The sequence below is a fragment of the Bradyrhizobium sp. U87765 SZCCT0048 genome, assembly GCF_018131225.1.
Taxonomy (GTDB): Bacteria; Pseudomonadota; Alphaproteobacteria; order Rhizobiales; family Xanthobacteraceae; genus Bradyrhizobium_A.
Genome location: NZ_JAFCMM010000001.1, coordinates 2564702 through 2577544, shown reverse-complemented (window position 1 = coordinate 2577544; position 12843 = coordinate 2564702). Strand labels below are relative to the sequence as shown.

Below are 12843 nucleotides of genomic sequence, written 5' to 3'. Positions count from 1 at the left end.
GACGATCACAATCGAACGAGGGCCGGTCGAGCCTTCGCAAACACTGGAGGACTACATGCAACGACGCACACGTCTCTTCGCTGCGGGGCCGGTCATGGGGCTCGCGGCCGCAGCGCTCGGTCTGGCGCTATCGGGCCTCTCCACCGCAGCGCGCGCGGATGGCGAGATCAAGATCGGCGAAATCAACAGCTACTCCGCGCTGCCGTCCTTCACCGATCCCTACCGCAAGGGCTGGCAGCTCGCGGTCGAGGAGATCAATGCCGCCGGCGGCATCAAGGGCAAGAAGCTGGTCGTCATCTCCAAGGATGATAATGGCAAGCCGGCCGACGCCGTGACGGCGGCCAACGAGCTGGTCGCCAGCGAAGGCGTCGCCATGATCTCCGGCACGTTCTTCTCCAACATCGGTCTTGCCGTCAGCGACTTCGCCAAGCAGAAGAAGGTATTCTTCCTCGCCGGCGAGCCGTTGACCGACGCCGTCACCATGGCGAGCGGCAACCGCTATACGTTCCGTCTCCGGCCGTCGAACTACATGCAGGCGGCGATGCTGGCGGACGAGGCAGCGAAGCTGCCGGCCAAGCGCTGGGCCACCGTCGCGCCGAATTACGAGTACGGGCAGTCTGCGGTCGCGGTGTTCAAGGCGCTGCTGTCGAAGAAGCGCCCGGACATCCAGTGGGTCAGCGAGCAGTGGCCGCCCCAGGGCAAGATCGACGCCGGCCCGGTGGTGCAGGCGCTCGCCGCCGACAAGCCGGAAGCCATCCTCAACGTCACCTTCGGTCCGGACCTCGTCAAGTTCGTGCGCGAAGGCAACACCCGCGGCCTGTTCAAGGATCGCGCGGTGGTCAGCTTCCTGACCGGCGAGCCCGAGTACCTCGATCCGCTCAAGGACGAGACGCCGGAAGGCTGGATCGTCACCGGCTATCCCTGGTACGACATCAAGACGCCGGAGCATGCCGCGTTCCTCAAGGCCTACCAGGCCAAGTACAACGACTATCCGCGCCTCGGCTCTGTGGTTGGCTATGAGCTGATCAAGTCTGCGGCGGCGATCCTCGCCAAGGCGGACTCCTCCGACGCGGACAAACTGATTGCCGCGGCCGAAGGCATCAAGCTGGCATCGCCGTTCGGCGAGATCACCTACCGCAAGGAAGACCATCAATCGACCCTCGGCGCCTATGTCGGCAAGACCTCGGTCAAGGACGGCAAGGGCGTGATGGTCGGTTCGGTCTACCGCGACGGCGCCGACTTCCTGCCGAGCCTTGAAGAGGTCGCCAAGGTGCGCCCGAAGGACTGACGCTGAAGACAGGGATCGCGGCGGCCTGCCGCCGCGATCGTCCCCAGGCACTCCCGCCTCGGGCGATTCACGACCATTCGACGCGGATGTGAGATGAGCTTTTATGTCGTCCAGTTCCTGACAGGCCTTGCGAGCGCGGCATCGCTGTTTCTCGTCGCCTCCGGCCTGTCGATCATTTTCGGCGTGACGCGCATCGTCAACTTCGCGCACGGCGCGTTCTATATGCTCGGCGCCTACGTCGCGTTTACGCTGACCGAACGGCTGTCGGGGGCTGTCGGCTTCTGGGGCGGCATCGTGCTGGCGGCGCTGATCATCGCCGCGGTCGGCGTCGTCGTCGAGGTCTTGCTGCTGCGCCGGATCTACAAGTCGCCGGAGCTTTTTCAGTTGCTCGCGACCTTCGGCCTGACGCTGATGGTCGAGGATCTCGTGGTCATGATCTGGGGGCCGGACGATCTTCTCGGCCGCCGTGCGCCCGGCCTCAAGGGCGCCATCGACGTATTCGGCCAGGCACTGCCGTCCTACGACGTCTTCCTGATGGTGATCGGCCCGGTGGTGCTCGGCGCGCTGTGGCTGCTGTTCCACCGCACCCGCTGGGGCGTGCTGGTGCGCGCCGCGACGCAGGATCGCGACATGGTCGCAGCGCTCGGCGTCAACCAGAAATGGTTGTTCACCAGCGTGTTCGCGGTCGGCGTCTTTCTCGCCGCGCTCGGCGGCGCGCTGCAGCTGTCGCGCGATGCCGTCAACCACACCATGGACCTGCGCATCATCGTCGACGTATTCGTGGTGGTGGTGATCGGCGGCCTCGGCAGCATCACCGGCGCGTTCGTCGCCGCGGTGCTGGTGTCCGAGCTGAATGCGTTCGGCATCCTGATCTTCCCGAAGATCTCCATCATTCTCGTCTTCCTGGTGATGGCCGCGGTGCTGATCGTGCGGCCGTGGGGCCTGTTCGGCAAGCCGGAGGCGCCGGCGCGGCGCACGCCGGGCCTCGCCGTGCGGCCATGGCAGCCGCTCACCACCCACGAGCGGCTGGCATCGCTCGCGGTGCTGATCGCCGCTGCGGCGCTGCCGCTGGTCGGCGGCACCTATTCGCTGACGGTGGGGGCAGAGATCGTCATCTACATCATCTTCGCTGCCAGCCTGCACTTCCTGATGTCGGTCGGCGGTCTGGCCTCGTTCGGTCACGCCGCATATTTCGGCCTCGGCTCCTATGGTGTTGCGTTTCTTGCCAAACTCGCGGGACTGCCGATGATCGCCTGCCTCATGCTCGGGCCGTTGCTCGGGCTCGCGGGGGCGGTGATCTTCGGCTTCTTTGCCGTGCAGCTCTCAGGCGTGTATTTCGCCATGCTGACTCTCGCCTTCGCGCAGATCGTGTGGTCGATCGCGTTCCAATGGGTCGGGGTCACCGGTGGCGATAACGGTTTGCTGGGCGTCTGGCCCGCGGCCTGGGTCGCGACGCCCGCGCGGTTCTACTGGCTGTCGCTGGCGATCGCGACCTGTGTCGTCGTCGGCCTGCGGGTTCTGGTGTTCTCGCCCTTCGGTTACGCGCTGCGTGCGACGCGCGATTCGATGCTGCGCAGCGAGTCGATCGGCATCGACGGCAAGCGTATCCAGTGGCTCGCCTTTGTCATCGCGGGCACGACCGCTGCGATCGGTGGCGCGCTGTTCGCCTATCTCAAGGGCAGCGTGTTCCCCGACAGCCTCGGTATCTCGCTGTCGGTCGACGCGCTGGTGATGGTGCTGCTCGGCGGCGTCGAGACGATCTCCGGCGCGGTCGTGGGCGCCGTGGTGTTCAAAGCGCTCAACATCTGGCTGGTGAGTCAAAGCGACCAGTCCAAGCTTGTGCTCGGCGGCGTCATCGTGCTGCTGGTGGTGGCCTTCCCCAAGGGTATCGTCGGCATCATGGAGAGCGTGCGCGACCGCTGGCGGTCTCGCACCCTTGGCAAGCCGTCGGCGCTCAGCGCCGCACCGAAGCTGGGGAGCGCCGAATGACCACCATCCTCACGGTCGAAGGCCTGACCAAGTCCTATGGCGGCGTGCATGCGGTCCGCGGTGTTTCTTTCGAAGTCGCCGCGGGCGAGATCCTTGCCCTGATCGGTCCGAACGGTGCCGGCAAGACCACCTGTTTCAACATGCTCAACGGCCAGATCCCGCCGGATGCCGGGCGCATCACGCTGCTTGGCCAGGAGACGACGGGCCGTGCGCCGCGCGCGGTATGGCGGCTCGGGGTCGGGCGGACCTTCCAGATCACCGCGACGTTCCCGACCATGACGGTGCGGGAGAACGTTCAGGTGGCGTTGTCGTCCCATGCCTCGAAGCTGTTCAACATGTGGCTGTCGATGCCGAAGTTCGCGCGCGCCGATGCCGACGCCTTGCTCGACCTTGTCGGCATGGGCGCCTATGGCGATCGCCCCTGCGGCGAGCTGGCCTATGGTGATCTCAAGCGTCTGGAGCTGGCGATCGCGCTCGCCAATTCCCCGAAAATCCTGCTGATGGACGAGCCGACCGCGGGCATGGCGCCCAAGGAGCGGGTCGAACTGATGCGGCTGACCGCGCGCATCGCGCGCGAGAAGCAGATCGGCGTGCTGTTCACCGAACATGACATGGACGTGGTGTTCGAGCATTCCGACCGCGTGCTGGTGCTCAACCGCGGCACGCTGATCGCGGAGGGCTCGCCCGAAGCGGTGCGCAACGATCCGCAGGTGCGCGCGATCTATCTCGGCGAAGGGCTGCTGTACGAAGCCGGCCACGCAGGAGTTCCGGCATGACGACCGCTCAGGGCGCAAAACTTCAGGTTTCCGGGCTCAACAGCTTCTACGGTCCCGCGCACATCCTGTTCGATGTCGGGCTCGAGGTCAGCGGCGGCGAGGTGGTGGCGCTGCTCGGCCGCAATGGCGCAGGCAAGTCGACGACATTTCGCTCGATCGTCGGGCTCGTCAACCAGCGCCGCGGCCAGATCGTGTTCGAGGGCCGTGACGTCTCCGACAAGCCGACCCATGCCATCGTGCGCGGCGGCCTTGGTTATGTTCCGGAGGAACGCCGCATCTTCACCGACCTGACCGTCGAGGAAAATCTTGAGGTCGGCCGCCAGCCGGCGCGTCCCAACGCACCGCGCTGGACGCAGGAGAAATTGTTTTCTCTGTTTCCCAATCTCGGTGAGATGCGCGGCCGTCCGGGTGGGCGCATGAGCGGCGGCGAACAGCAGATGCTGACCATTGCCCGCACGCTGATGGGCAATCCCTCGCTGATCCTGCTGGATGAGCCGTCGGAGGGGCTGTCGCCCAAGATCGTCGAGCAGATGGCGAGCGCGATTCTCACCATGAAGCAGGAGGGCGTCAGCATCCTGGTGTCGGAGCAGAACCTGCACTTTGCGCGCTTGATTTCGGACCGCGCCTACATCATCGAGCGCGGCCGGATCTGCTTCAGCGGCACCATGGCCGAGCTCGATTCACGTCCCGACATTCGCGATGCCTATCTCGCGGTCTGACGGCCGCGTCGATTGGCGAACGAGCGGGCCGGCGCTATAAATACCATAGTCGCTGTGCCCGGCAGCGATCCGTTTTGCGGGGGGAGCCGTCATGAACAAGGCCGCGTCGCCGAAACCTCAGCGCAAGCCGCTGCCCTATGTGCTGGAAGAGCAGATCGGTTTCATTCTCCGCCAGGTGTCGCAGCGCCACTCTACGATCTTCGCTGAGCATATCGGCGGTGGGCTGACCCCAACCCAGTGGGCGGCGCTGGTCAAGCTGCTCGAGGTCGGGCCGATCTCGCAGAACCAGCTGGGGCGCCTCACCGCCATGGATGTCGCCACCATCAAGGGCGTCATCGACCGTCTCACCGCGCGTGGACTTACCGAGACCGGCGCCGACCCGGATGACGGCCGCCGGCTTCTTGTCCGCCTGACCAAGGCCGGACAGCTTGCCGCGGAGAAGGCGCTGCCGAATGCGATCGCCATCAGCGACACGACGCTTGGGCCGCTGTCGCCGCGGGATCGCGAGACGCTGCTGGCGCTGCTGTCGCAGTTGCGCTGATCCCCTTATTTGCTTGGCCGTTCGCGCCGGCCACAATATCGCCGGACCGGGACGCTTAGTGCACCGCCCGCTTCAGGGGAGGGGCAGATATGGCGCAGCGGCCGGCGACTGACGAAACGCGGTTCGGGTGGCACTGGGTCGGCGGTATCTTGATGCTAAGGCGCTGGCAGGTGGCCGCCGTCCTGGCGATGACCTGTGTGATCTACGCGGCGGCGCTGGTGTTTCCCGTCAGCACCCAGAAAGCGGTCGACGCCATCGTCACCGGCCATGCCGAGTGGGCGTTGGCCGGCCTCGGGCTGCTGGCGGGGGCGTCGGTCGTGGTCGAGGCGGCGCTGTCGTCGTGGCGGCAGAAGCTGATGACCGGCCTTGTCGTGTTCCTCGATCAGCGGCTGTCGCGGCGCACCTTCGCGCACCTGATGCGGGCCCGCATCGATGGTGGTGATTTCCGCAGCGGCGACATCCTCAACCACTTTCAGCAGGCGACCAAGATCCGCGACTTCGTGCTGTATCGCGTTCCGCATGTCGTCTTCGACACCGGCGGAGCGATCGTCGCGCTGGTGCTGATGATCGCCTACGATCCACTGATTGGCCTGGTCTTCGTCGCGATCGTGCCAGGGCTGCTGATGCTGATGCGCTCGCAACTCGGCCCGCTGCACCGGGCAGCCGACGAGTTTTACGGCAGCATCGGCACGCGCCAGAACGTGCTGTCGGAAAGCGTCAATGGCATCGCCACCATCAAGGCGCAGGCGCTCGAAGGCGGCCGCATGCGCCGCTGGGACGTCATGACCAGGGCCATGCTGGCCAAGCTGGCGCTGCTGATGGACCTCAACCGCGGCTTTCAACTGCGTTCCCAGGTGGTGTCGCGCGGTCTGACGCTGCTTGTCGTCGGGCTGGGCTGCTGGCGCATGTTCCAGGGGCATCTGACCGTCGGAGAGCTGCTGGCGCTGCAGCTGCTTGCTGGCCGCATCACCGGACCGCTTTTGTCGGCGGGCGATCTCTATCGCAGCTATCAGGAGGCGGCGGTCGCGCTTGAGCGGATCCGCAGCTTCGTGTCCGAGCCGCGCGAGCGCGCCATGATCGATCCGCCGCGCCGCGCGTTCGGCAATGGCGGCATCGTGCTGTCCGGGGTGTCGCTGACCTATCCCGACGCCAGCCGTCCGGCGCTCGACGACATCAATGTGGCGTTGCCGGCGCGCGGCGTGGTGGCGCTGGTCGGCCGCAACGGCTCAGGCAAGTCGACCCTCGTCCGGATTCTGCTGGGATTGCTCGGCGGCTACGACGGACGCGTCGAGGTCTTCGGTCACGACCTGCGCCACTACGATCCGCGCTGGTTGCGCGGCCGCTTCGGTGTAGTCGATCAGGAGACGATGCTGTTCTCTGGCACCATCCGCGAGGCCATCGCCGCATCGGGCAGGCGTCATGATGACGCCGGATTGCACGAAGCGCTGCACTTCGCCGGCGCAGCCGGGTTTGTCGAGGCCTTGCCGAAAGGGATGGACAGCGAGCTCAACGAGGGTGGCCGCTCGCTGTCGGGCGGCCAGCGTCAGCGTCTCGCGATCGCGCGGGCGGTGGTACGGGATCCCGCGCTCGCCCTGCTCGACGAGCCGACTGCGTTCCTCGACGCCGAGGCGGCGGTGGCGCTCGAACAGCGGCTTGCCGCCTGGGGGCGCGAGCGGTTGCTGATCCTGGTGTCGCACCATCTTGCCGCTACCCGCGGCGCCGACCGCATTTTGGTGCTGGACCAAGGCCGATTGGTTGGCGACGGCCGCCATGAGCAACTGCTCGCCCGGACGCCGGAATACGCCTCGCTGTGGGCCGACTATGCACGCTCGGTGGAGGCCGTCTCGGTCTGATCGTCCTGGGGTCGGTCCGCGTTCCGGCTGACTGGGTGGATGGCCGGAACGCACGGGATGTGGATCGTCTCAGGCGTGAACGATCGTCGGCACCTTGGTCGCCGGCGGTGTGTTGCGGCTGCGCTGGGTGCGCACGATGCCGTCGATGATGGTCATGCCGATGCCGGGCAGGTCGCCGAGCTGCACGCTGTCGAGAAGGTTCTTGCCGGCGGAGTGCTGGGCCTTGTCCATGATGACGAAATCAGCGGCGCGGCCGACTTCGATCAGGCCGCAGTCGAGCGTGCGCATCCGTGCGGTGTTGCCGGTGGCGAAGCAGAAGGCGGTTTCCGCGGCGACGTCGCCGAGCGACGACAGCAGCGAAACCATGCGCAGGATGCCGAGCGGCTGCACGCCGGAACCGGCCGGCGCGTCGGTGCCGAGGATGACGCGATGGAGATCGCCCATCTCCTTGGCGACGCGCAGGGTGTAGAGCGCGGCGCGCTCGTTGCCGTTGTGCACGAGCTCGAGGCCGCGCTTGCAGCCCTCGCAGATGCAGCGGATCTCGCCGTCGGGCAGCGCCGTGTGGCCGCCGTTGATGTGGCCGACGACGTCGGTGTCGGCTTCGAGAACGACGTCGGCGCCGATCAGGCCGGAGCCGGGGATCGACGGGCCGCCGGTGTGGATGGTGCTCTGGATGCCGTACTTGCGCGCCCACGCCACCATCTGCCTGGCGGTGGTGCCGTCCTTGACACCGCCGAGGCCGACCTCGCCGAGCAGCTTGACGCCGGCGGCGGCGAGTTCCTTGAAATCCTCTTCGGTCATGCCCGGCTCGATTACCGGGGCGCCGGCGTGCACCTTGACGCCGCCGGGGCGAAAGGCGTCGAACGCGCGCTGGGCGAAGATCGCCATCGCCTTGACGCCGGTGACATCGCGCGGGCGGCCCGGCATGTGGACCTCGCCCGCGGAAATCATGGTGGTGACGCCGCCGTTGAGGAAGCTGTCGATCCAGCCGATCTGGTTCTGGCGCGGCGTCCAGTCACCGGCCACGGGATGCACATGGCTGTCGATCAGACCCGGCGTCACCGCGGTGCCGTTGGCATCGATGACGGTTGTGGCGCCTTCGGTGTCGACATCCTTGGCCCGGCCGACGGCACTGATGCGGCCATTCTCGGCCACGATGGTGTCGGCATCGAGGATCGGCTTGTCGAGATCTCCGCTGAGCAGGAGGCCGATGTTACGGATCACCAGCTTGGTCGGGCCGGTTGCCTGGGGTTCATCGTGGGCCATGGCGGTCGTTCCTTTGTGCCTTTTGTGCTCGTTTTGTACCCCTTGGAGCCACTTTCCCCTTTGGGGCTGTTTTTAGAACCAGAATAACCCTAACGCGTTGAAAAAGAGAATTTTGTTGCGGCGCAGCGCGTTCCTTTTGAGCCCAAAATCTCCTAGATAAATCTTGCCCTCGGACCGTCTTGACGGTCGGGCTGGGCCGGCGTAATCATTAGTACACAAACGAATTGCCGAGACAAGTTCAACCTCCAGCCTCCCCAAACTGAAATTCGCAGAATTTCAGCCACAGTCTGGCGAACGACGGATCACGTGCGATGAGCAACTTCAATCAGGAAAGCGTTCTCAGCGTCCATCACTGGACGGATACCCTGTTCAGTTTCCGGACGACCCGCGATCCTTCGTTCCGCTTTCGCAACGGCGAATTCACGATGATCGGCCTGAAGGTCAACGAGAAGCCGCTGCTGCGCGCCTACAGCGTCGCCAGCGCGAACTACGAGGAAGAGCTCGAGTTCTTCTCGATCAAGGTGCCGGACGGTCCGCTGACCTCGCGCCTGCAGCATCTCAAGGAAGGCGATTCCATCATTGTCAGCCGCAAGGCGACGGGCACGCTGGTGATCGACAACCTGCACAATGGCCGCAACCTCTACCTCGTTGGTACCGGCACTGGCCTCGCGCCGTTCCTCAGCGTGATCAAGGATCCGGAGACCTACGAGCGCTTCGAGAAGGTCGTGCTGCTGCACGGCTGCCGTCACGTCAAGGAACTCGCCTATGGCGAGATGATCACCGAGAAGCTGCCGCAGGACGAACTGCTCGGCGAGATGGTGCGTAACCAGCTGATCTATTACCCGACCGTGACGCGCGACCCGTTCCGCAACCGCGGCCGCATCACCGACCTGATGGAAACCGGCAAGCTGTTCCAGGACATCGGCGTCGCCGATCTCGAGGCGGAGCATGACCGCGTCATGATCTGCGGCAGCCCGGCGCTGCTGGTGGATACCAAGGAACTGCTCGAGCGGCGCGGCTTCGTCGAGGGCAATCATGGCGAGCCCGGCCAGTTCGTGGTCGAGAAGGCGTTCGCCGAGCGCTGATCGCTCCGACATCGATCCTTTCAAAAGCCGCGAGCCTTGTTGCTTGCGGTTTTTTTCTTGGCCGCTACGCCAGCCAGCCGCGATAGTGCACGATGACGCCGACCATCGGCAGTGCGATCGGCACGTCGAACTGGAAGCGGTCGTCGGCCTGCCATTCGCGCGCCTCCGAGCGCGGCGCCAGCGCCAGCGGCAACGGCAGTGGTCCAAACCACCAGCGTCGCATCTGCATGGTCAATCCCCTGTCATCAGCCGGCAGCGCGAAGCCGAAGCGCAGCGGGCCGAATGCCTCCACCAGCAGTGGGCCATGCTGCGACAGCCGGCTGCGGAAGGCCTTGCCGCCGAAGTTGCGCGTCCAGGTCTCGATGCCATCGCGCTCGTCGAAGCTGACATGGAGGTCGTGCTCGCCAGCCGGCGGGAAGCCGAACAGCCGAGCGATCACCCGCGCGATGAGCCCGCGGCCGCGCGTGACAACGGCGCGTCCGCGGGCGCCGTGGTCACGCAGCACGTCGTGCATTGCCCGCACGCGCGGCGGCAGCGCCGCGAACGCATCACCCATCACCCGGGCGTAGAGCGGCGGCGGCAAGTCGTGGGTGGTGATGGCATGGCGCACCGGCATGGCGGCGAACGCAGGCGCGACGTCGGCAATCGTCAGCAGCGTGCCGGCATCGCGGGCACCAGGCGCCAGCGCGCCATCGCGAAGCTGGCGCAGCAGGACCGGCACGGCCAGGCCGGGGATCTCCGGGCCACAGCCGTCATTGGCGATCAGCGTCCAGCGCCGCTCGCAGCGGGCGTCGCCGCGCACGCCGAAGGTCCGCACGATCATCGCGGAGCGATCGCTGCCAAGTTTAGCAGTGAGGCGCTGCACGCGCAGCAGCAGGGGCAGCAGCCGCTCCGGGTGGACGAGCCAGCCCCAGCGTACCAGCCAGCTCAGCGCCCACACCGCAAGGTTTTGCAGCGTCAGCTCCGTCCCGGCGCGAAAGCTCACGGCAGGACGGCCGGGCAGGCGCTCCGGCAGCAACGTGAGGTCGGGCACGTCGGCGAGCGCGATCAGCCGGCCCTTGAGTGAGGGCTCGCCAGCGACATGGAAGTCGGCGCGCCGCAGGTCCTGCCAGCCATGGCCGGTCTCGGTGCGGCGATGGCGCCATAACGGCAACGGGCGGCCGAGATAGGAAAAGATCGCGCGGCTGACAGCGACGCCAGCGGTTGCGCGGTTCGAGGCGCTGATCGCGATGTCGATGGCACGCAGGTCGGTGAGGTCGTGAGTGAGCGCGCGGACGACCGCGCCTGACAAGGCGGGCACGCTCGATGCCCCAGCGATGGCGGCGACGCCGGCCTCGCGCGCCGCGGCATCGAGTGCGCCGATACCGGCGACGAAGGCGCGGCCATCGGCGATGTCGAGATAGTGGCAGCGCTCGGCGATGCAGGCCCGCGCGACGTCGTAGCCTGCGCCCTGAAAGGGGCCGGCGGCGTCGACGACGGCAAACGGCCGGTGCTGCGCCACCACGGCGTGGAGATCTCGGTCGCGATCGAATGCCAGCGGCGCAAGGCCCGGCGTGCCGGCGCAGGCGGCTGTCGCCCTGGCGAGATCGCGGCCCGCGACCAGCACCTGCCAGCCATCGGCGGCGAGACGGCGTGCGATGCGCAGGCCGAAACCACCATAGCCGCCGATCACCAGCACTCGTGTCACAGGATGCGGTCCGTCATGTCGGGTGTCGGCCGCCAGCAGACGTCGTGACGTCCGAACCAGCGATAGCGGTTGCGGGCGATCAGGCGGTAAGCGCGATTGCGCCACGCGCGCGGGATTACCTTCAGCAGTCCGGCGGCGCGCCATGGCCAGCCGAGGCCATGCGCAATGCCGAGGACGGCATCGGAATGCATTTGCGCCTCACCGCCCTCGATCAGCAGCATGGTCTGATAGCTGTCGGTCGGCAGCCCGAGATGCCGATACAACGCCTGTCCGACTGCGCCCTGCGCCGTGGTCAGGCGGAAGCGCCGCGCGCGGTCGTGCCGGAGCACGAACTGGGCCTGGGTCGAGCACAGCACGCATTCGCCATCGAACACGATCAGCGGGGCTGGGCCGGCGATCGTCGTCAGCGGGTCGTCGTGCGGCACCGTGGTGCCGACATTGAGGCCGAGGGGCGCAAATGGCCTGCCGATGAGACCACCGACCATGGCGGCGAGAATGCGCGTTGCCGGCCAGATCTTCGACAGCGGCCCCGCGATGCGGTCGCGCAGCAGCGGCAGCAGGCGACTGTCCGATTGATACACCGGTGTGAACAGCGCGCTCATGCCCTGATAGAGCCGGACATGGCCGCGGCGCAGTGCGATCGCGCGCGCGCCGGCTGCGGTCGCGTTCGTGCCTTCGCGCAGCGTCTTCGCGAGCGCGTAAGCATCGAGGAAGGCCATGTTGGCGCCCTGGCCGAGCTGCGGGCTGGTGGCGTGCCAGGCGTCGCCGATATGCACCAGGGCGGGCTCCGCGGCGGTGGCCGCGGTGCGATGAACGTAGCTCGCGAAGGTGAGGCGCTCGGGCGTTTCGATCTCTGCGAGCAGCGGTGCCGTTGCCGGCCACACCTGCAGCACATCGGCCTTCCATGCGGCAAGGCCACGCTGCCGCCAGTCGTCGAGGCGGTCGCTGCGCAGCGACCAGAAAAACGCGGTCTGCGGTGAGGTGCTTCCCGGCGCGGATCCGATCGGCAGCACGCCCGCCATGGTGCTGGCGCGGACGTAACGCTGCTCCAGTGCGTGGGCGTCGAAGCCGGTGTTCGCGGGCCAGTCGAGGGATGCCCACAGCGCGCCATAGGGCAGTGCGCGGCCACGGGCGGCAAGCAGCGGGCTGCCGATACCCAGCGCGTCCACCACGAGATCGAACGGGCCCGCGGGCGAGGTCTCGTGGAAACACAACGTGCGCCGCCCATCACCGTCGAGCCATGCTGCCGTGACGGTTCGGCCGGTGATGACTGGAATACCGGCGGCGATCACAGCCTGGAACAGAACATCGAACAAGGCGCCGCGGTGAATGCCGAGGCCGAAGGCCTGCGGGCCGCGCGCGGCGAAGCGCACATCCAGCACGGTTCGTCCGGACGGCACGGCCTTGCCGATCAGACGATCGATGCGTGCGCCTGCGGCGAGGACGGTGCCGTCGAGGCCGAGCTCGCGCAGCACGGCGAGGCCGGTCGCCTGCAGCATCAGGCCCGAGCCGAGCGGGCGCGGGGTGTCGAAGCGTTCGAACAGAGTGACGTCGTGGCCATCCCGATGCAGCAGCAGGGCAGTGGTGAGACCGGCGAGGCCACAACCGGCGACGGCGATGGTATGCGCGCGCATGAGGG

At 66.9% G+C, this 12843-nt stretch carries 10 protein-coding genes; 7 read left to right on the top strand and 3 right to left on the bottom strand.

The features are described from left to right. Positions 1 to 55: 55 nt before the first annotated feature. From JQ639_RS11360 to JQ639_RS11335, 6 genes are all read left to right on the top strand, one after another. Positions 56 to 1288 carry an ABC transporter substrate-binding protein gene (locus JQ639_RS11360; RefSeq protein ID WP_211966201.1) on the top strand — a complete coding sequence of 411 codons (1233 nt, stop codon included), beginning with the start codon at positions 56 to 58 and terminating at the stop codon, positions 1286 to 1288. A 93-nt stretch (positions 1289 to 1381) separates the two neighbouring features. Further along, positions 1382 to 3277 (top strand): ABC transporter permease, encoded by a 1896-nt coding sequence (locus JQ639_RS11355; RefSeq protein WP_211966200.1) that lies wholly within the window; start codon positions 1382 to 1384, stop codon positions 3275 to 3277. Continuing rightward, complete coding sequence (locus JQ639_RS11350) at positions 3274 to 4053, top strand: ABC transporter ATP-binding protein (protein WP_211966199.1); 780 nt, start codon at positions 3274 to 3276, stop codon at positions 4051 to 4053. Before JQ639_RS11355 ends, JQ639_RS11350 begins: the two co-directional genes overlap by 4 nt. After that, positions 4050 to 4772 (top strand): ABC transporter ATP-binding protein, encoded by a 723-nt coding sequence (locus tag JQ639_RS11345; protein WP_211966198.1) that lies wholly within the window; start codon positions 4050 to 4052, stop codon positions 4770 to 4772. Before JQ639_RS11350 ends, JQ639_RS11345 begins: the two co-directional genes overlap by 4 nt. A gap of 91 nt (positions 4773 to 4863) precedes the next feature. Beyond that, positions 4864 to 5313: a MarR family winged helix-turn-helix transcriptional regulator gene (locus JQ639_RS11340; protein ID WP_211966197.1), complete on the top strand. Its 450-nt coding sequence runs from the start codon at positions 4864 to 4866 to the stop codon at positions 5311 to 5313. A gap of 170 nt (positions 5314 to 5483) precedes the next feature. Beyond that, a complete protein-coding gene (locus JQ639_RS11335; RefSeq protein WP_211966196.1) occupies positions 5484 to 7166 on the top strand; it encodes a peptidase domain-containing ABC transporter in 1683 nt (560 codons plus the stop codon). Positions 7167 to 7235: 69 nt separating this feature from the next. On the opposite strand, the gene JQ639_RS11330 is transcribed toward JQ639_RS11335, so the two are convergent. After that, positions 7236 to 8432, bottom strand: coding sequence for an amidohydrolase family protein (locus JQ639_RS11330; RefSeq protein WP_211966195.1), 1197 nt, complete (start codon positions 8430 to 8432; stop codon positions 7236 to 7238). A gap of 311 nt (positions 8433 to 8743) precedes the next feature. Between JQ639_RS11330 and JQ639_RS11325 the strand changes: the two genes are divergently transcribed. Beyond that, on the top strand, positions 8744 to 9517 hold the full coding sequence (locus tag JQ639_RS11325; RefSeq protein ID WP_211966194.1) for a ferredoxin--NADP reductase: 774 nt from the start codon (positions 8744 to 8746) through the stop codon (positions 9515 to 9517). A gap of 64 nt (positions 9518 to 9581) precedes the next feature. Here the strand turns inward: JQ639_RS11325 and JQ639_RS11320 are convergent, their stop codons facing one another. Both JQ639_RS11320 and JQ639_RS35655 read right to left on the bottom strand, forming a co-directional pair. Then, a complete protein-coding gene (locus tag JQ639_RS11320) occupies positions 9582 to 11204 on the bottom strand; it encodes a saccharopine dehydrogenase family protein (protein ID WP_211966193.1) in 1623 nt (540 codons plus the stop codon). Then, entirely contained in the window at positions 11201 to 12838 is a 1638-nt protein-coding gene (locus JQ639_RS35655; RefSeq protein ID WP_349644605.1) for a DCC1-like thiol-disulfide oxidoreductase family protein, read from the bottom strand. Before JQ639_RS35655 ends, JQ639_RS11320 begins: the two co-directional genes overlap by 4 nt. Positions 12839 to 12843 lie beyond the last annotated feature (5 nt).